This is a genomic window from Tunturibacter gelidoferens, assembly GCF_040358255.1.
GTDB lineage: Bacteria > Acidobacteriota > Terriglobia > Terriglobales > Acidobacteriaceae > Edaphobacter > Edaphobacter gelidiferens.
In genome coordinates, this window is the sequence record NZ_CP132938.1 from 557828 (window position 1) to 576968 (window position 19141).

Genomic DNA, 19141 nt, shown 5'->3' on the forward strand with positions numbered 1-19141 from the left:
GATAGATGGCGCGCAAACAGACGAAACAAGACGCTGAGATCGATGTAGTTGAGTGGCTGCGAAAGCTGCCGAAGGTCGAGCTGCATCTGCATCTCGAAGGAACGATTCAGCTCGATACGCTGCTGGAGTTGAGCAAGCGGCATGATGCGGAGCCGCTGACCGCAGAGGTGGCGAAGAAGCTTTATGTCTACGAGAATTTTCTTGGATTCATGGATTCGTTCAAAGCGGTTTCGGCTCGTCTGGTGGGGCCGGATGACTATGAATTGATTACTTACAACATGGTTCGGGACCTGGCGGCACAGGGGGTGGTGCACGCCGAGGTGTACGTCTCTTTCGGGATTATCTATTTCTGGAAGAACGCCGAGGTGGAGCCTTACGTCGAGGCGATCGAGCGTGGGCGGGTGCGGGGCGAGAAGGATTTTGGCACGACCATCTACTGGTTGATCGATGCGGTGCGGCACTTTGGGGCGGAGGAGGCGGTGAAGGTGTTTCGGAAGGCGGCGGAGTTGCGGAAGCTTTATCCGCGCATCGTTGGGATCGGGATCGGCGGGGATGAGGAGCGGGGCAGCGCGGATCTCTTCAAGGAGTCGTACGCAGAGGCGAAGGCGGCCGGGCTGCGGCTGACGGCTCACGCGGGCGAGACGATCGGGCCGGAGAGCATCTGGGCGGCGATTAACATCGGCGCGGAGCGGGTGGGTCATGCTCTGTCGGCGCAGCATGATGCCGAGCTGCTGGAGGTGCTGGCGGAGAGACAGATTCCGCTGGAGCTGAACGTGACCAGCAATATTCGGACGGGCTGTTGCAAGAGCTTCGACGAGCATCCGGTGAAGCACTACTTCGAGTCGGGGCTGATGGTGACGATCAACTCGGACGATCCTCCGATGTTCGGGAGCAATCTGCTGGAGGAGTACGTTCTGGTGCAGAACCGGTTTGAGTTTTCGTTAGAGCAGATGCGGGAGCTGGCGGCCAATGCGGTGGAGGCGAGCTTTCTGCCGCCGGAGCGAAAGCTCGAGCTGCTGCGACAGGTGGAGCAGTACGGATACTGATTCGGGGGAGCCCCCCTGGGGGGTATTTCCAGCTAAAATACTCATTCCACATGGCTTATATAAATAGCCCTTTCGCAAAATATTCATTCCAAAAGGGTTATGTTTAAATTCCTCTAAGCAAAGGGGTTATGGGTTTGTGTCTCTCCTTTTAACAGGTGAAGCCCCGGAGTTGGCCGGGGCTTTTATGATCTGTTTCCAGTATAGCGGTTTGACCATAACTAATACGCCACGCGAATCTGCTGGATTGGCGCGGGTTTTGGGGACACTGGGGCTTGACAAGATTTCTCGCGGCGAAGGAAGCCGGAATCATTCGGCAGCTGGCTGCGCGTCGGCCGCTTATCCGGCCGGTCTGCCCGGATAAGCACGCATGCATCATAGTGTCGCTCTCTACTGACCTTCGTCTGGGGAGGCGGAGAGGGAGTTTTGGTCTTTTTTCTCTTCTTTCTTCGAATAGGAGATTTTCGTTGTGACGATCTTTCCATTGAATGCAAACGGTGCCTGGTCGAAGTAGTCGAGCGATACGGGCGAGCCGAGATCGCTGCCGATATCGAGGCAATCGTTCGCGGTGAAGGCCATCGCCGCGGTAATTGGTACTCGGCCTTGAGCTACAACCTGACCGTTGACCTTAAGCGTGATATCCAACGGACCACCACGTTTGGGCGAAGCGAGCTTCGATTCCACTTCGATCTTCGCCTTGCCGGTCGGTAGCTTGTTTGTCGCTGCGATTTTCGTCCGGCCGATCTCAAAGAGGTTGTATTCATAATGAATCACACCATCCTTCACATATAGAGAGAGGCCGCCGGAGAAGCCGCCGAGGGCGTAGAGAACGCCGTTAGCATTCTCGGGAACTTCTACTTCCATGCTGATAGTGTTATCGAACTTTCCGATCTTCGGCGCCGCGAACTCCGGCATCCCCGTGATGGGACCGCTGAAGTTCCACTCCGTATACGGCGTGGAGGGCCCATCTTCCGGATGGAACACTGGCGTCCACAGACCTCCGCCGATGGGCAGGTTCTGGTTCTTGGTGGACTCGACCAGAAAGAGGTTCTTCATGTAAGCGACCCTCTCCGGCATCTTCGCTGCAAGATCGTTGGCTTGAGACCAGTCTTCATCCAGATTGTAGAGTTCCCATACATCATTCTCCGGGTTCCACTCCCCGATGCCCTTGGGTAGTCCCGGCATCCACGGAGTTCGGGGGCCGAAGGTATCGGCGAACCAGCCATTCTGGTAGATGCCACGGCTACCCATGATGTCGAAGAACTGGGTAGTCTTGCGGCCTTTCGCTGTTGCGTCGCCAAAGGTGTAGACCATACTGGTGCCGTCGATGGACATCTGATCGATACCGTTGACTACGCGTGGCGGCGTGATGCCGACTGCCTCATAGATCGTCGGCACGATGTCGGTGACGTGATGGAACTGCGAACGAGGGGTGCCGTCGTGTTTGATCTTTGCCGGCCAGGAGACAGCCATCGGCTGGCGTGTGCCGCCGAAGTGTGCAGCGACAAGTTTGGTGGACTTGTAAGGTGTCCCACCCGCCCAGGCCCAGCCCGCGTTATACATGTTGTCGGTCTTTGCGGAGCCGATTACATTAAGCCCGCCAAGTTCATCGACTGTCTTGATGTGCTGCTGAATCGTGGTCGGGATGCCGTTCTGTGCGAGCAGTTCAGAGATGGTACCGTTCTGACCTTCGGCCGAGGCGCCGTTGTCACCCCAGATGTAGAAGATGAGCGTGTTGTTGAGCTTTCCTTCCTGCTCGATCTCGTCGATGACGCGTCCGGCGTTGTAGTCGGCGTGTTCCGCAAACCCGGCGAAGACTTCCATCAGGCGGCGTTGGAAGGGTTTTTCGCTCTCCGGAATGGAATCCCATGAGGCCATTGTCGGGGGGCGTGGGGTGAGTTGAGCGTTCTGCGGGATCCAGCCCATCTCTTTGGCGCGCTTGAAGGTCCGCTCGCGATATTTATCCCAGCCGCCGTCAAACTTGCCTTTGTACTTGTCGGCCCACTCCTGGGGAACCTGGTGCGGACCATGCGCCGCGCCCGGCGCCCAGTACATGAGGAATGGCTTGTCCGGCGTGAAAGCCTGCTGTTCGCGCAGCCACTTGATGGCGTCGGTGGCGATGTCCTCGGAGAGGTGATAACCGGGATGCTCATACTCGTGTGGGTCGAGGACGGTAGTGTTGCGCACCAGACGGGGCTCATATTGGGAAGCCTCACCTGCGAGAAAACCATAAAAATACTCGAACCCATAGCCGGTCGGCCAATAGTCGAAGGGTCCCTTTGAGGTCGTCTGCTCAGCGGGCGTGTTATGCCACTTGCCCCAGGCACCGGTGTTGTAACCGTAGTCCTTAAGTACCTCTGCTACGGTTGCAGCCGACTTTGGGATCGTTCCGCTGAAGCCGTCGAAGTCGTTGGCCAGTTCGGCGATCTGGCCGTTACTAATGCGAGTGTGATTGCGACCACTGAGCAACGCCCCGCGTGTCGGCGAACACATCGCGGTGGAGTGAAAGCGGTTGTACGAGATCCCCGCCTTGGCTACACGGTCGAGTGTCGGTGTGTTGATTTCGCCACCGTAGGTTGAGGCCTGGCCCGGACCGACGTCGTCCATCAGGATGATAAGGATGTTCGGCGCGTCAGAGGGAAGGTGCTTCGGATCGACTCGTTTCTTGTAGACGGAGTCCTTCATCGTCAGCCCAGCGGTCGAGGCGGAGGGCGTGGGCGGGAACGGAAGGGATTCCTGCGCTCCCGCTGCGGACGAAAGAATCCCGAGCATGACAAGACAACTCCAGGATGCAGCCGAGATGCCGATTCGGAGCAGGCGGGTTGAGGTTACACTCGTTGTTTTTCCATTGCGGCTAAAGAGTTTGTACCTAGCGGCCATTTGCTATCCCCCGACGTTTACCCGCGCGAACGCTATCTTGAAGGAACGCGAGAGGTCATCGGACTTAGCGTAGAAGTGCCGCGTCGCGTCTTCTACTAGCAAAACTCTCAGTGTGAGAGGAAATATGGAGTGCCTGGTACGTGAGTGAGATTAGCGGGAGCTTCGTTATGGCTTGAACATGTAATAGACGCCGTCGGTGCCGGTTGCGGAGCGGAGAGCGAATCGCTTCGATGCGGGCTTGTCGTCGGAGAGGAGCTCGTAGATGTCGGAGAGAAGCGGGTAGGTTCCGGCGAAGTAGGAGTGCGCGAGGAAGTCACTTGCGACGGCGGAAGCATCGATGCTCTCGACGTCCGGGAGGACGAGTACCGGGATGCCTCCCGCTCTTGGGTATTTGTGGAGCTTCGCCGAGGCCGCGAGTGCTTTGTCTTTGGAGGAGGCGTAGAGAGTGATGTGATCGGAGACCAGGCGCAGGGCCGAGGCGAGTTGACGGAAGGTCTCGGCATCGATGTCGGGCGCGGCCAGCACGAGGTGGTGCAGGAGGGGATGGGCTTGCGCGGGGCGGTCGTAGCTTAGGGACTTGAGGGCGTCGCATACCGCGCGATTGCCCATGCTGTGGGCGATGAGGTGAATCTTGTTTGCGCCGCTGCGAGCTTCGAGAAGACGCAGGAGCCGCTCGAGATGGCTTGCGGTCCAGCCAACGTTTGCGGCGTCGCTGGCGTAGTCCTCGAAGGTGCCGTTGGAGGGCCAGCTGTAGAGGATGGGAGCTCCGATGAAGCCGAGATCGAAGGCGAACTGACCGGCACGGCGAGCTGCGGTGTCGAAGTCGACGTTGTAGCCGTGGACGAAGATGAAGGCGTCCTTGGCCGGCGAACTGTCGACTCGTTTCTTGACGCTTTCGAAGAACGCATCTTCCTCGAGACTGGTGACCACCTGCAGGACGATATGTTTTTCGGGGTTGGGCCGGAACTCGAATCGCAGGAAGGAGGGAGACTCGAGTTCCCCGAGCTTGTGGGTGGCTGGGATGCTTACGGTGCACTCGCCGTAGCGGAGGGCTTCGTCGGAGGAACGTTTTGCGGTGAAGGTGTAGCCTAGCTTTTTGTCGTCTTTGCGTTCACGGTCGGTCGCGTAAAAGATCTGCACGGCGGTGCAGTTGTGGGGGAGTTTGACTGGGGCGGGGGGAGGTGGAGCGGCACCTCCCCGCGAGGGTGGTGAAGTGGCGCCTCCCGTCGAGCGTGTTGGGGCGGTTATGCGCGAGGGTGGTGGAGCGACGACGGGGGGCGAGGGTGGTAGCGCGGTGACAACCACGCGAGGAAGAAGGCTTTCGGGGCGGGGCAGGAAGACTGCATCGCGCTGGTCGGTGGGGAGAAGTCCGGTGAAGGTGAAGTAGTCGTACTGCTGTTGTTGTTCCTGCTGTTGTTGTTCCTGCTGCTGCTGTTGTTGCTGCTGTTGCTGTTGCTGCTGTTGTTGCTGTTGCTGTTGTTGCTGTTGTTGCTGACGCGGGGCATTGGCGAGGATGACGCCGGAGAGACCTTGGGCGAGTGAGCGTGGCGTCTGGAGCTCTCTGTTGCTGGTGAGGATGAGCGAGACCTGTTGCTGCGCTCTGTCGGCTCCCGATTGACTGTGGCTGTTGACGGTGATGAGCCTGGAGAATAAGGCTTCGGTCATGTCATAGAACCGGGAGAGCGAGTAGCCACTCAGGAGCGACACTACGGGTTTATATTCCCAGCCGGACTCGTCTGCGACGAACGGCTTGAGAGCGACAAAGAGGAGGTTCAGGACGTACCGTTCGAAGTCTGTTTGATCCATTTGCAACCCCTGCACGCGGTCTCAAAATGCGCGAAGACATTATGCGACGATCTCCGCATTGTGGGATAGTCATGGTCTTCCATTCAGGGCCTTCGACAACAGCAGATCCCCTTCGGGGATGACAACCAAAAGGACAGACAACTGCAATCGCACCGGTTCTCTGTGGCGGAGCGACGATCTTATGGTTGATTTTTCGCGAGGAGCGTTTCGACTTCGGCGTGGAGACGGGCAGTGATGGCGGCTTCGGAGTCGTCTGGGGCGAAGCGAATGGGTTGGCCGGTGCGCACCTGGAGGGCGCCGGAGCGAAACCAGCGGCGTTTGCGGGTTTTGAGTTCGCCTAAGCCTTGGATCGCCATGGGCAGAACCGCTGCGGAGGATTGTTTTACGAGCAGACCGATTCCGGGGCGGAAGGGGGCGAGCGTGCCGTCGGGGGAGCGGGTTCCTTCGGGGAAGACGACGACGTGGAAGCCGTGGTCGAGGGCGTTGCCGGCGTGGGCGAAGCTGCGCTGGAAGTCGCGCAGGCGCGGGAGGGGGAAGACGTTGAAGAGGGCTGTGAGGAGGAGCCAGGTGGGCGGGCCGAGTGGGTTGAGCCAGCGGGGATGCTGGTTGCGGGCGTGGCGGAAGTCTTCGAGCATCTCGCCGGACATAGCGACGGCGGTGTGGAGGCGGATGGCGCGTGGGAGGGCGTAGAAGAGGAGGGAGAGATCGTAGGCGGTGACGTGGTTGGCGATGATCAGGAGTGGTTCTGCTGGTTGCGGAGCAGGTGATTGCGGAGTTGTTGCTGGATGCGGGGTAGTTGGAGAGACGCGGGGTGCGGCTAGAAACCAGACTAAGGGTTGGGCTACGAACTCTATGAATGCGGAGCGAATCCAGCGGATAGGGAGCGACCAGGGCCAGTGTGGATAGAGGTAGTGCGTGGCGGCTGGTGAGGTTCTGGGTTCGGGTGGTGGAGTGGTTTCGGATCTGTGCGGCGGCGTGGTGGAGTTGGAGATTTCGGAGGATGGTGTGTCGTTCGACGGCAGTGGCTGGATTGGCTCGAGTGACTCGTTGCCGGAGTGAATGAGGAGCTGGCGTAGTTGGTTTAGCGTCTCCGTATGGTCGAATTGGTCTTGCGGGAGCGGGGTGCCGAAGCGTTGCTCGAGGGCGTCCTGGAGTTGGACGCGGCCGAGGCTGTCGAGGCGAAGGTCTTCGGCGAGGCGGAGGTCTTGATCTTTGGCTTCGGGATCTTGAGATGGTTGCTCGGCCGGGAGGCTCTCGCCGGTGATCTGGGTGATGAGGGTGAGGAGCCAGTCGGTGGATGGGAGTGCGGATGGCGATGTGGCTGCGCTTCCGTTGTTGGCTTCCCTGCTGGCCAGCCATTGGGCTACGGCGGCTCGTTTGATTTTGCCGGTGGAGGTGCGGGGGAGATCGGGCTCCGGCCAGATGGCCCAGCGGCGGATGCGTTGAAACTCGGCCAGGCGGGTGTTGGCGCGTTGGAGGATGGCGGGGGCGTGGTCGGGGGTAGTGCGCAGGGCGAGGACGGCGCAGGGTTCGGGGCCCGTGGGGCCTTCGATGGGGACGACGGCGCAGGCGGCTACTTCGTGCTCCTGCTCGAAGGCGGCTTCGAGGTCTTCGGGGTGGAGGTTGACGCCGGTGGCGGTGACGATGGTTTCGCTTTTGCGGCCGAGGAAGCGGAGTTCGCCGGTGGGCTGGGCTTCAGCGAGATCGCCGGTGGCGAGCCACTCGTCGGTGCGTTGCTGGAGGGCGCCTCCGGACCAGGTGGCGGGGGAGATCATGGGGCCGCGGACGAGGACCTCGCCGTCGGGTTGGATCTTGACGTCGCGGCCGGGGAGGGGCTTGCCCATGGTGCCGCGGGCTACCTTGAAGGGATGGTTGAGGGTGATGAGGGCGGAGGTTTCGGTCATGCCATAGCCCTGGACGAGGACGAAGCCGAGGGCGTTCCAGAACTGCTCGATGGGTGCGGGGAGGGCGCCTCCGCCGGTGACGAAGGCCCAGAACTTGAAGCCGAAGAGGGAGTGGATGTCGCGGAAGCGCCACCAGCGCTTTTGTGCGGAGATGCCTTGGGCGGCTGCGAGGCGTGCGGTGAGGTTTGGGTGTTCGGTTTCGAGGTTGGTCTTGAGCAGGGCGAGGACACGGGGAACTCCGGCGAGGACGGAGATGCGTTCGCGGCGGATGGTTTCGATGAGGCGCGGGGCGGTGAGGCGGGATTCGAAGTGGACCTCGGCGGCGAAGATGGAGGGGACCCAGAGGCCCATCATCTGGCCGAAGACGTGGCTGAGGGGGAGGGTGTGGAGGAAGCGGAGAGGGTGGACGATGCGCTCGTAGCGCATGTAGGGTTGGGCGGCGTTGCGGATGGGCTCGAAACTGGCGAGGATGTTGCCGTGGGTGTGGACGATGCCTTTGGGCTCGCCGGTGGTGCCGGAGGTGAAGAGGATCTGGAGGGGTGTGTCGTGGGAGAGGGTGGGGATGGCTTGATCTGCCGTTACTGTGGGGGGGAGGGTGGTGGGCCAGTCTTCGAAGGAGAGACGTGGCCAGTCGTTGGGGAGGGTTTGGAGGAGGGTGGCGTCGCCGACGATGAGGGAGGGGCGGACGTCGGAGGCTACTCTAGCGGCGAAGTCGGGGGTGCCGTAGGCGTCGAGGGGGACGGCGATGATGCCGCGAAGGATGCAGCCGTAGAAGGCGGCGACCCATTCGGCGCTGTTCTGCGCCCAGAGGATGAGGCGGTCGCCGACCTGGAGGTTGCGCGCGGCCAGAAGTGCGGAGAAGCGTTCGGCCAAGGTGGCGATTTCCTGGTAGCTGGTGGCTTTGCGGCGGTTGCCGGTGTACTGGACGATGGCTGTCTGGTGGCCGAAGCGACGGAAGTCGTCAAGGAGTACGGCCAGGTGGGGGCGGGTGGGCATAGGGCAGTCAGCTAGACCAAGATAACCTATGCGGCAAGTGCGCCCTGCGCGGGCGGCGGCCACTTCGTGGCGGGTGTACCCCTTCGGTTGGCGCTCCCGTTGGTCGCGAGATATTTTGTGCCGACCATCGGAAGGCCCGGGCGAAGCCGGTATACACGTCACGAAGTGACCGCGCCACGCGTAGTGGGCCCGTCCGGCAGGACAGAGCTTTTGAGTTAGCGGCCCGGAGGGGCGGGGACCATGACGGCGCCGGGGTCGACCTTGGGGATGCCAAAGTGTCCGCTGAGGTGGACGAGGTCGAGGGGGCGGAGTTCGCAGGCGATCTGGATGACGCTCATGTCGCGAGCAGAGCGGTTGAGTACGGTGACGCCGGTGATGTCGGGGCCGGCGAAGTGGAGCCAGAGATCGGTGACAGTGTTGCGGGGCTGAGCGGTGTTGGCGGAGTTCTGGTTGGCGTTGACGAGATGCTTCCAACCGGCGGCGTTGTAGGAGGCGATAATGGCGTCCATGGCCTCAGGGGTGTAGAAGGCCGGGCGGGGGTAGCGGTAGTTGTCGACCGAGATGCCGGTGAGCGCAGCGGGGGCGCGGTTGGCGTCGAGGCCGTTGGACTCGAGAAGATTCTGGGCGATTTGGATCATGCTGCGATCGAAGCTGAAGGAGGTGTGGGTCGCGGGCTGATCCGCGAGGTTCATGAGTGCACCCTGCAGGTCGAGGGGTGGAGGCGGCGGACCGGCGGGTGATTGCGCGATGGCAGCGGTAGAGAGGGCGAGGGCTAGGAGGATGGGATGCAGTTTCATGGCGAAGAACCCCTGGCTGGATTAGACACCGTTTCCAGGCCCGAGTTTCCCTGATTAGAAGTATTATTCGGCGATCGTGGATACGCAAGCGGGAACCAAGGGCGGGTTCGCTATTCGTCCTGCAGGGTGTAGATCCAGAGTTCGGCACCGTGGTCGGCGCGGGCGGGAACGGCTAAGTAGAGGCGGGCGAAGCCTTTTCTGCCTTTGCCTAAATACCCGCCGGTGCGTGCGCCGAGGGCGGTGGGCAGCTTGGCGAGGAGGCTGTAGTGATCGGGATCGACCTGCTGGAAGACGCTGAGGGAGCCTTCTCCGCCGGGGACATAGATGCGCTTGCGGGTGGAGTCGAAGTAAAGATCGTCGGAATCGCGAGCGGCGGGTAGGGCGGCGACCATGCGGCCGGTGGCGGTATCGAAGACGACCAGGCGGGCGGGGGTGCGGGTGGCGACGAATAGCCTGTGGCCGGATTCGTCGAGCGCCATGGGGAAGTTGCTCTCGAACTTCAACGGCCAGCGTGATATGGCTTGGGTGCGGCGATTGATGACGGCGATCTGCTTGAGATCGGGGAGGTTGACGTAGATCTCGGGGCTGGAGGAGGCGAGCTGAAAGGACTCTGGGTGCGCGCCGAGTTTGAACTCTTCGGGGAGGCGTTGATTAGAGGCTGCATCGACCATGGCAATGGCACCGGTCTTTTCATCGCCGTAGCCGACGTAGACGCGTTTGTCGGCGGGGTCGTAGCGGAGGTTGTCGACGTCATCGCCGAAGTCGAGAGTGGCGAGAAGCGCGAAGGTCGAGCCATCGTAGATGTAGAGCTTGCCCTGGTCGCTTCCCACGAAGAGCTTGTTGGTCTCGGGCGAGTAGACCACGCCTTGCGGATGGGGGATGCCAGAGATGGTATGAGTGACAGCCTGGCCGCTGAGGTTGACGATCTCTTCGGTGTTGTTGCCGAGGGCGGAGACGAAGAGCCGGTTGTGCAGAGGATCGATCGCAAAGTGGTCGATGCGGCCTGAAACGTTCGGCAGAGGAATGGCTCCAGTGAGGATCAGCGGAGGAGCGACGAGCGAGGCGGAGTTCTGTTGAGCACGGAGATAGAGGGGCAAGGCCGTGATCAGTGCGAGGAACAGAGCAGAACGGTATGGATTTCTCATTGCTTTTTTTCCATTTCCTCCGTCGCAAAGTTGGCCTATTGGGGTGGGCGGGGGGAGAAGTAGCCTTTTTGGGCACGGACCTTAAAGCGGGGGTCGTTGGCCTGGAGGTAGATGGTGCGGAAGGAGCCGTCCATGCGGAGGTCGGCGGGGCGGTAGACGAGGTGGTACTGGCTGCGGAGCTCTTCTTCGATGTTGCGGAAGCCGATGGCCACGTCTTCGAGCTTGACGGGGTAGAAGGCCTGGCCGCCGGTGGCGTCGGAGATGGCTTTGAGGACGTCGTCGCCTTTGTCTTTGCTGGGGCTGATGTTGGTGGAGATGGTGTAGACGATGGTGTCGGCACGCTGACACATCTTGATGGCGTCGGACTCCTGGACGCGGGAGTAGTTGTCGTCGCCGTCGGAGACGAGGATGAGGGCGCGGCGGACGGCTCCTGTCTCCTGAAGGGGGAGCATCTGGTCTTTGCAGGTTTTATACAGAGCGTCGAAGAGTGCGGTGCCGCCGCCGGGACGGAGCTTGCGGATGCCTTGATTCAAGAGATCGACGTTGTTGGTGAAGTCCTGGGCTACGTCAGTTTCGATGTCGAAGCCCTCGACGAAGGCGCGGTCGTTGAGGTGGAGGATCTGGAGGAGGAACTCGATGGCGGAGTCCTGTTCGAACTGGAAGCGCTGACGGATGGAGCTGGAGGTATCAAGCATGATGCCGACACGCAGGGGAAGGTTAGTCTGCTGGGTGAAGCGTAGAACGGCGGTGGGGGGACGGCCATCGTCGAGGAGACCGAAGTTTTCGCGTTTGAGGCCAGTGATGAATTTACCGTGCTTGTCGATGACGGTGAAGATGAGATTGACTTCGTTGACCTGGACTTGAAGGGTGGTTACGGGCTCGTCGACCTGTGGGCTGGCCTGGCCGGACTGGGCAGGAGTTTGCGACGGCGTCGCGACCGGCTGCTGGGAGGCGGCGGGAGCCGGAGTAGCGGGCGGTTGAGCAGATGGTGCGGGGTTTGTCGCCGGGCTGGGTCCTGAGTCGGTTTGAGCGTTCAGAGGCGTGGCGGCGAGGATGAGAGAGAGCAGAAAAACGGGGAGTTTGAGGCTAGAGACTTGGTTCATTCGGTTGGGCGCGGTCACTCGGATGATTCTACTCAATTGTGGTCGAATTCGCGCGAATTGCTTGCAAAAACGACTCAAGTTCGACAGGGAGCGGGGATGCGAGATCCATCGGTTTGCCGGTCTGCGGATGGGTGAAGGAGAGATGGGCAGCGTGGAGGAAGTTGCGCTCGAGATTAAGAGCGGGGTCGAGGCCGGGGATGGCGTGGGGAGCTCCGTAGAGCGTGTCGCCGACGACGGGATGGCCGAGGGACTGGGCATGGACGCGGATCTGGTGGGTGCGGCCCGTTTCGATGCGGACCTCAACCATTGTGAAGGGACCGTAGGAAGTGGTTAGACGTTCGAGAACGTGAAAGTGGGAGACGGCGGTGCGGCCGTCGGCACGGCGTGTGGTCATGCGGGTGCGGCGGATGAGGTCGCGGGCGATGGAGAGGTTGACGGTGGTGTCGTCTTTTTTGACGTGGCCGTGGAGAAGGGCGACATAGGTTTTGGTGACCTGGCGGCGGGAGAACATGTCGCCGAGCTTGCGGTGGGTGCTGTCGTCTTTGGCGACGAGGATGAGGCCGCTGGTGAGCTTGTCGAGGCGGTGGACTATGCCGGGGCGGAGATCGCCGCCTACGTCGGAGAGTTTGGCGAAGTGGAAGAGGAGTGCGTTGACGAGGGTTCCGCGGTTGCGGGCGTCTTCGGTCGCGCCAGAGCCTGCGTGGACCATCATGCCGGCGGGTTTGTTGATGACGGCGAGGTACTTGTCTTCGTGGAGGATGTCGAGGGAGATGTCCTCGGGGATGGCGTGGAGGGGCGCGGGTTGGGGGGAGCCTTCGATCTCGATGGACTCGCCGCCGTGGAGTTTTTGTTTGGGCTTGGCGGGGTTGCCGTCGACGCGGACCTGGCCGGCTTCGATGAGGAGCTGGACGCGTGCGCGGGAGATGTCGGGGAGGGCCTGGGCGAGGTAGAGATCGAGGCGGAGGTTGGCGGCGGCGGGGTCGGCGGTGAAGGTGCGGACTGCGTCGGAGTCTTCTTCGACTTCGTCGAACTCGACGACGGGGACTGGGGGAGGGATGGTCTCTTCTACGCCTCGGGTGGCGCGGTACTCGGGTTTTACGGTGCGGCGACGCTGGCCCTTGGGGAGCATGTTCTTAGACGGCATGGGAGACCAGCTTTCTTGGCAGCAGCAGGATGATGGCCGCTACAACGATCATACCGAGAGCGATCCACTGAATGGGGTCGAGGAGGATGTAGGGGGAGGTGGTGGTGTACGGGTAGGGCTGGCGGAAGAAGGTGAGGAGAAACTGGAGCGTGCCTGCGGCGGCGAGGGCCAGAGAGACAGCGTCTCCGGGCTGACGGCGGTTTTTTAGCTGCTTTAGGAGGATCAGCGTGAGGATTGCTGCGGCGATGGCGGCGTAGAGCGCGACGGGGTGGAGGCGGGTGTGGCTCGGCGGGATGCGGATGCCCCAGGGGAGGGTGGTGGGGAGGCCGGCGTCGCTGCCTTCGGCGAAGTGTCCGAGGGCGAGGAAGGCCCAGACGAGCGAGGCGCAGGGACTCCAGGCGTCGAGGGTGTCGAGGAGCGGGAGGTGGCGGATGCGGAGATAGACGAGCGCGGCGAGAAGGGTGAGGAGGATTCCGGTGGAGGTAAGGGAGGGGACCGTGAGGAGAAGGATGGGATAGGCGAGGAAGTTGTGGAGATTGGTGGCGATGAGAAGGATGCGGGAGAGAGCAAAGGCGCAGAGAAGAGTGAAGAGGCCGGCGTTCCAGAGCTTGTCGGGGTCGAGGCCGACGATTGCGGCGGTGCGGAGACTGAGTGTGAGGGCGGCCATAAGGCCAAGGGCGGCGAGAACTCCAAAGGTGGGAAGGAGGAGGTGGCCGGAGTGGAGAAGGTAGGGGTGCACGTTCTGAGGCGGATTCGAAGGTCTGGTTCAAGGGGTGGTGCGAATACGGAATTAAAAGAGCAAGCAACAGCAACCGCAGATCCCTACGGGATGACAAACAAAAGAACAGGCAACAGCAACGGCAATGACGACTGCCTTGCAACCGCAGATCGTGGCTTCATTTTAAATGCGGATTGGTTGGACAGATCTGAAGAAAAGAAGACCGACCCACTGGGCCGTACGTCGAAGCGCTGGTGAACCCGTCCTAAGACGGCGGGACCTTGCCGTGGCTCTTTAGGCGTTCCTGACTGGAGGACTGCACACCGAACCATGTCTACGAGCCAGGCCCCTGTTCAATGAATGTTGGTTCAACCAGCGTTGTTCGCGTACCTGCTTTGCAGGCCGGAGTTCTTAACTTGGATGCTAACGGTAGGGCCGGAGAATGGCAAGTCGGCCACGCCGGGAGCGGTGCATCTCGACGAGGGCGTGGAATTTATCATGAGGATGGCCAAGCCCGCTATCAGCGGGGGTCAACTTGTCCTAATGGATTCGATTGGTCGGTTCGGGATCCCAGGGTTGCGTTTGTCAATGTCTCGCGTGACTCAGGGATGCGCTAAATCCTGGTCAGCACAAAAATTTGCCGGTATGAGGGATTTCCGTCCCTATTCCTGAGTAATTTTTCAGTAAGGCCGGGTAAAGACCTAGAAATTCGCCCTGTGACACGAACAAATAGCCGGTTCATCTCTCGCTTCATCATCCATTTGTGAAAGCCAAGGCTCTCATTGCTGAATTGCTCAACCTTCCATCCGTGCAGATTGCCGAACAGGCTTGGTTCGGGGAAATCGGCTTCCATATGCTCCTCGAGCCACTCCGGAACTTTGAGATTGTTGTCCAGGTACTCCTGGCGCAGGGCTCTGTCGGAGTCGTGGGCCTCTTTTCCGCAAGGGAATCCAAAGATCACGAGTTTGTCGGCCACCCGGAGTGCTTCGCTGATCACCTTCATTCGGACAGGCGGAGGTATATGCTCCAAAACATCCGAGGCGAGCACAATATCAAAGGATCTATCACCGAGAGGTAATTCAGCAGCTGATGCTGCCAGCTGAGTCATTGGCCACTGTTCTTTATCTGCGAAGGAGAGGTCACACCCGGTAAACGGGACTTTACGAAACGTTCCAATACCAAATGGTCCAGATCCGATTTCCAGCAGCGTTCCACTTTCAAGAAGACCATGTTTCTTGATGGTGCGAAGGATAGGGAAATAACGTGCAGCCCAATTTAACAGAAAGCCTCCAAGGGTCCCTTAAGGTTATCACCTGCTCTATCCAGCTTTATAGGGAACTCGAGTACCCGCGGTACGATCAGCCGACTTTGCGGTCTTCGAGGAGTTCGTCGAGGAGGTGGGACAGGTCGCCGGCGCGGGAGCGAAGGGACTGCTGGGAGTTCTGCAGGCTGCCGGCGAGGTTGTCGCTGCGGTCGCGGGCGCAGCAGAGCTCGTCGGCGATGTTGAGGGCGGCGAGGACGGCTACGCGGAGCGAGTCGACGGTATTGCCGTGGGAGGCTACGGCGCGCATCTTGGCGTCGACGACGGCGGCGAGTCGCTCGATGTAAGCGGGGTCGGTGCCGCGGAGATGGTAGATCTGATCGTAGATTTCGACGGCGATGGACTGGCTCTGCGTGGGCTCGGCGGCGGGCTGTTGAGTGGCCTGGGGGGCTTCGCGAGTCTGCGCTTCTAGAGTCTGGTTCATCGGGTCTCCTTGCGGTGAGGTTTAGAGGAGTTCGTCCATCTGCTGGAGCATCTTTTCGACGCGCTGGCGGACGGCTTCACGCTCTTTGGTGAGTGTGGTGAGCTCGGATTCGACCATGGTGGAGAGGCTTTGCGACTCGGCTAGCTGAGCGCGGAGGGTGGCTACTTCGGCTTCGGCGGCGGCGCGGGCTTCGCGTTCGCGCTTGACGACTTCGACGGCGCGGAGGACTTTTTGTTCGAGGGCCTGGAACTCATCGACGCTGATGTTGGAGCTAATGGTGGAGGTGCTCATATTCTTTTCAGTATAGACGGCGGAGGGGTGGAATTTTGCTGGGGAAAACGGGGTGGAATCTATTTGGGTGCGTGTTTTTTGCGGATTAATTTGTGATTGTGGTGGAGTGGCTGTTTTTCCCGGGGGGTTTTGCGATTTTGGGTGGTTTTGGTGTGGTGAAGTTGTGGTGTGAGTGTGGTGGTTTGCTGGTGAGATTGTGGGGTTTCGCCGCGTGTTTTTGAGTGACGAAAAATGTGACAGGCTTTTGGGAATTATTTTTTGGGGAGAGACTGTCCTGCCGGACGGGCCTCCTACGCGGAGCGCGGCCACTTCGTGGCGGGTATACCAGTCTGGGTGAGAGCAGCCGCATGGGTCCTCCCGTTGGTCGGAAGAAAGATGATCTCGTCCGGCAGAACAGTGGGTGAATCGATCAGCTTGTTTTGGCGGGGCTCTCTGCGCCGTCGCGAATGGTGCCGCCGAGGGCGGTAAGGGCGGCGATGATGCGGGTCCACCAGTCGGTGAGCTCGTCTTCGCGGAGGGTGCGGTCGTTGGACTGGAAGATGGTGCGGAGGAGGAGCGAGTAGACGCCGGGGTACTTCTTCGCGTCGCGGAATACTTCGATGGGCTTTAGGCTTTGGAGTTCGGGGATGGCGAGAGCGTGGATTGCAGAGGAGACGGCTTGCCATTGGGTGGAGTCTGGGAAGACGAAGGAGAAGTCGCGCTCGACGGCCTGGTAGCGGGAGAGGTCGTGGGCGGTGACTTTTTTTAGGGGGAGCTCGTAGAGGGCGGCGAGGTCGAGCTGCGCGAGGTAGAGGGGCTGGCGTAGCTTGCGGGTTTCTTTTTGCGTGTGAACCAGTTCTCCGAAGTGGGCGATGGGGTGGTTGTTTACGAGCGCTGTGGCGCTGCGGCCGGGCTGGAGCCAGGCGGGGGCGGCCGCCGAGAAGCTAAGCGGCTGCATCGACGAAATGCGGGGGTCTCTCCGCTCCGGCGGCAAAAGCGCCGCCTCCGGTCGAGATGACGATTCTCTCTCTGACGCTGGAACGTGTGGGGGTAAGGTGTCCTTTGCTGCGCTCAGGTCGAAGAGAGAGAGGAGGGACTCGATGGCGCCTTTGAGCTCGAAGAAGGGAGCGTCCTCGGCGGAGTAGAGGTTGGAGTATCGGGCTGAATTGGTCGTGAGACCGAGGGAGAGTTGCGGGGACTCGTGGACTTCGGAGATGTAGTTGCCGTCGGCGGGGATGGTGCCGGTGAAGACCTGGCCCTGCTCGAAGAGGCGAACCTCGCGGACGTCGCGGTTGAGGTTGTGGGCGAGCATGGTGACCATGCCGGGGATGAGGGAGGGGCGCAGGAGAGAGGCCTCTTCGGAGAGAGGGTTCTCCAGGGGGACGGTTGCGCGGGGAGTGGAGGAGAGCGGTCGTCCTTCGGACGATGCCCACATCTCAGAGTCGAGATGTGGGGCACCCGGACTGTTGAGCGGATTCAAATTCTTTGTGGGGCAGAAGAGGTCGGAGTCGTGCTGCGAGGCGAAGGTGCTGGAGATGGATTCGCTGAAGCCGAGGGCGAGGAGGCGGGTGCGGACGGCGGCTTCCTTCGCCTGGGTTGGTTCCGTGATGACTACGGCGGGGGCGGGGAGGGTGTTGGCGAAGCGGTTGTAACCGTAGACGCGGGCTACCTCTTCGATGAGGTCAATCTCGCGCTCGAGGTCGAGACGCCAACTGGGGAGTTTGGTGGAGTAGAGGTCTAGTCCTTGCAGGAGGAGCTCGCAGCCGAGGGAGGTGAGGTACCGGGCGACGATCTCGGAGGTGATGCCCTGGGGGTCGATCGTGGTGCCGAGGTGGCGCTGGACTTGTTGGACGGAGAGCTCGATGGGGGGACGGTTGGCGGTGCGCGCGGCTATGTCGGGGTCGATGAGGTCGATGAGTTCGCCCTCTAGCTTTCCGTTTCCCTGGGCTTCGGGGCTACCGCTCTGGGCGCCACCGCTTTGCAGGATGAGCTGGGTGACGAGGGCGTTGGCGATGGGGGCGGCGTTGAAGTCGGCTCCGCGCTCGAAGCGGTGGGAGGCGTCGGTGTGGAGGCCGTGTCGGCGCGAGCTGCGACGGACAGTGGCGGGGTCGAACCATGCGGCTTCGACGAGGATGTTTTTTGTCTCGGGAGTGATCATCGAGTCCCAGCCGCCCATGACTCCGGCGAGCGAGAGGGCTTTTTTGTGATCAGCGATGACGAGGTCGTCGGCTTCGAGGGTGCGGTCGGTGCCGTCGAGGAGTTTTAGTTTTTCTCCCTTGTGGGCGAGGCGGACGATGATGCCGCCTTCGATCTTGCCGAGGTCGAAGGCGTGGGTGGGATGGCCCATGCCGTGGAGGACGAAGTTGGAGGCGTCGACGGCGTTCGAGATCTGTTTCTGGTTGAGGAGGGTGAAGTAGTCGGCGACGTGGGCGGAGCTGGGGGCGATGGTGACGTTGCGGATGACTTGCGCGGTGAAGCGGCCGCAGAGGCCTTTGGCTTCGGGGGCGATGCGGACGGAGAAGGGCTCGTCGACCAGGGTGCCGATGGGGAGTTTGGGGTTGAGGGGGGCCAACGGCAGGTTGTAGATGGTGGCGGCCTCGCGGGCGATGCCGTAGTGGTTCATGGCGTCGACGCGGTTGGTGGTGATGTCCATCTCGAAGAGGTGGCCGTTGTTTGGGCCGAAAGAGTGGATGCCTTCTACGGCGATGCCGCGGAGGGTGAGAGCTCCGGCGAGTTGGTGATCATCGACCGGAATGTTGGGGACGTAGGTGCGCAGCCAGGCGGTGAGAATATTCATGATGTACGGCTATTAGTCTAAATGTTGCTGCGGCCTCGGGCTTTGACACAGAAAAGGAGGCAGGTTAGCGAGAGTGCAGTCTAAACTCTTGCCATGAACTGGTTTGGCTCAGCGAAGCAGGTTGAGGTTGTCGAACAGGGCGACCTGCTGCTGATCAAGGCGACAGGGACAAGGCGTGCTGTCGATCTCTTGGTCCCGTTATTCTTAGCCGTGTGGGGGTATGTTGCTTGTCGAAACGAGCATTGGGTTTCGCTGGTCTTTGTGCTTTTCGTTTTTGGTTCGTCTGTCTGGTTTCTGTTTCGAGATAAAGGTGGAGAGTTGCGAGTTACGGACACAGAGATCGTGGCGAGTGGCGATCTGGGTGGGTGGGGCGAAGGGTATGTGCGCTTTGGTTGGGCCGATATAAGTGGTTTGGAGTATCGACAGGGTGAGGAAGATTCGAACGAAGGCCTATACGTGAGGACCGGACGATGGCATACCTACTGCGTAATGGCTGGTTTAAATAGAGAGCAGTCGGAAGAGGTGGATTGCAGCTGTCTACCGGCGCTTTCCCTATGTTGTGATGGCTGAGGATAGCGATGGGTGGTCGCTGTTTGGAAATGGATCGCGGTTGATAACTCTTGGCCTATCGAAACCAAGAGAGTGATCTGCGAAAGAGGGTTCTCTTCATTTGGTTTTCACGCTAACTGTCCATGCTGGTTAGTTTGGAGTAAACGAAAGAAAACCATGCAGTCAGTGGGAAGAGACGCGCAAAAAAAGATCCTACTTTGGGTCAAAGTGGGAGCACAATGAC

Annotated in this window: 13 protein-coding genes and 1 other RNA gene; 1 reads left to right on the plus strand and 13 read right to left on the minus strand. The window is 60.6% G+C overall.

Annotated elements, in window-relative coordinates:
• The first annotated feature begins 5 nt into the window (after nt 1-5).
• A complete protein-coding gene (add, locus tag RBB81_RS02870; protein ID WP_179586488.1) occupies nt 6-1046 on the plus strand; it encodes an adenosine deaminase in 1041 nt (346 codons plus the stop codon).
• A 387-nt stretch (nt 1047-1433) separates the two neighbouring features.
• Here the strand turns inward: add and RBB81_RS02875 are convergent, their stop codons facing one another.
• The 13 genes from RBB81_RS02875 to RBB81_RS02930 all read right to left on the minus strand — a co-directional run bounded on the left by RBB81_RS02875 (nt 1434) and on the right by RBB81_RS02930 (nt 18348).
• Entirely contained in the window at nt 1434-3815 is a 2382-nt protein-coding gene (locus tag RBB81_RS02875) for an arylsulfatase (protein ID WP_353072651.1), read from the minus strand.
• Between the two features lie 273 nt (nt 3816-4088).
• Complete coding sequence (locus tag RBB81_RS02880; RefSeq protein WP_353072652.1) at nt 4089-5729, minus strand: alpha/beta hydrolase; 1641 nt, start codon at nt 5727-5729, stop codon at nt 4089-4091.
• 179 nt (nt 5730-5908) lie between these two features.
• On the minus strand, nt 5909-8629 hold the full coding sequence (locus tag RBB81_RS02885) for an AMP-binding protein (protein ID WP_353072653.1): 2721 nt from the start codon (nt 8627-8629) through the stop codon (nt 5909-5911).
• 215 nt (nt 8630-8844) lie between these two features.
• Entirely contained in the window at nt 8845-9426 is a 582-nt protein-coding gene (locus RBB81_RS02890) for a hypothetical protein (protein WP_353072654.1), read from the minus strand.
• Between the two features lie 110 nt (nt 9427-9536).
• On the minus strand, nt 9537-10571 hold the full coding sequence (locus RBB81_RS02895; RefSeq protein ID WP_183791216.1) for a YncE family protein: 1035 nt from the start codon (nt 10569-10571) through the stop codon (nt 9537-9539).
• A gap of 35 nt (nt 10572-10606) precedes the next feature.
• Entirely contained in the window at nt 10607-11674 is a 1068-nt protein-coding gene (locus RBB81_RS02900; protein WP_353072655.1) for a VWA domain-containing protein, read from the minus strand.
• 28 nt (nt 11675-11702) lie between these two features.
• Entirely contained in the window at nt 11703-12818 is a 1116-nt protein-coding gene (locus RBB81_RS02905) for an RluA family pseudouridine synthase (RefSeq protein ID WP_353072656.1), read from the minus strand.
• A complete protein-coding gene (locus tag RBB81_RS02910; RefSeq protein ID WP_353072657.1) occupies nt 12808-13557 on the minus strand; it encodes a prolipoprotein diacylglyceryl transferase family protein in 750 nt (249 codons plus the stop codon). The genes RBB81_RS02905 and RBB81_RS02910 overlap by 11 nt, the downstream gene beginning before the upstream one ends.
• 200 nt (nt 13558-13757) lie before the next feature.
• Nucleotides 13758-13943: non-coding RNA, 6S RNA (ssrS, locus tag RBB81_RS23450), on the minus strand.
• A gap of 206 nt (nt 13944-14149) precedes the next feature.
• Nucleotides 14150-14644 (minus strand): class I SAM-dependent methyltransferase, encoded by a 495-nt coding sequence (locus RBB81_RS02915; RefSeq protein WP_179586506.1) that lies wholly within the window; start codon nt 14642-14644, stop codon nt 14150-14152.
• A 250-nt stretch (nt 14645-14894) separates the two neighbouring features.
• The gene (locus tag RBB81_RS02920) at nt 14895-15281 is read right to left on the minus strand and encodes a cell division protein ZapA (RefSeq protein WP_183791208.1); all 387 of its coding nucleotides are present in this window, start codon (nt 15279-15281) and stop codon (nt 14895-14897) included.
• 21 nt (nt 15282-15302) lie between these two features.
• Entirely contained in the window at nt 15303-15572 is a 270-nt protein-coding gene (locus RBB81_RS02925) for a hypothetical protein (RefSeq protein WP_183791206.1), read from the minus strand.
• 409 nt (nt 15573-15981) lie between these two features.
• Nucleotides 15982-18348, minus strand: coding sequence for a phenylalanine--tRNA ligase subunit beta (locus RBB81_RS02930; RefSeq protein ID WP_353072658.1), 2367 nt, complete (start codon nt 18346-18348; stop codon nt 15982-15984).
• Nucleotides 18349-19141: the final 793 nt, after the last annotated feature.

Coding starts and splice junctions, on each gene's coding strand:
- add (WP_179586488.1), top strand. CDS start 6: ATGGCGCGCAAACAGACGAAACAAGACGCTGAGATCGATGTAGTTGAG.
- RBB81_RS02875 (WP_353072651.1), bottom strand. CDS start 3,815: ATGCTCGGGATTCTTTCGTCCGCAGCGGGAGCGCAGGAATCCCTTCCG.
- RBB81_RS02880 (WP_353072652.1), bottom strand. CDS start 5,729: ATGGATCAAACAGACTTCGAACGGTACGTCCTGAACCTCCTCTTTGTC.
- RBB81_RS02885 (WP_353072653.1), bottom strand. CDS start 8,629: ATGCCCACCCGCCCCCACCTGGCCGTACTCCTTGACGACTTCCGTCGC.
- RBB81_RS02890 (WP_353072654.1), bottom strand. CDS start 9,426: ATGAAACTGCATCCCATCCTCCTAGCCCTCGCCCTCTCTACCGCTGCC.
- RBB81_RS02895 (WP_183791216.1), bottom strand. CDS start 10,571: ATGAGAAATCCATACCGTTCTGCTCTGTTCCTCGCACTGATCACGGCC.
- RBB81_RS02900 (WP_353072655.1), bottom strand. CDS start 11,674: ATGAACCAAGTCTCTAGCCTCAAACTCCCCGTTTTTCTGCTCTCTCTC.
- RBB81_RS02905 (WP_353072656.1), bottom strand. CDS start 12,818: ATGCCGTCTAAGAACATGCTCCCCAAGGGCCAGCGTCGCCGCACCGTA.
- RBB81_RS02915 (WP_179586506.1), bottom strand. CDS start 14,644: ATGACTCAGCTGGCAGCATCAGCTGCTGAATTACCTCTCGGTGATAGA.
- RBB81_RS02920 (WP_183791208.1), bottom strand. CDS start 15,281: ATGAACCAGACTCTAGAAGCGCAGACTCGCGAAGCCCCCCAGGCCACT.
- RBB81_RS02925 (WP_183791206.1), bottom strand. CDS start 15,572: ATGAGCACCTCCACCATTAGCTCCAACATCAGCGTCGATGAGTTCCAG.
- RBB81_RS02930 (WP_353072658.1), bottom strand. CDS start 18,348: ATGAATATTCTCACCGCCTGGCTGCGCACCTACGTCCCCAACATTCCG.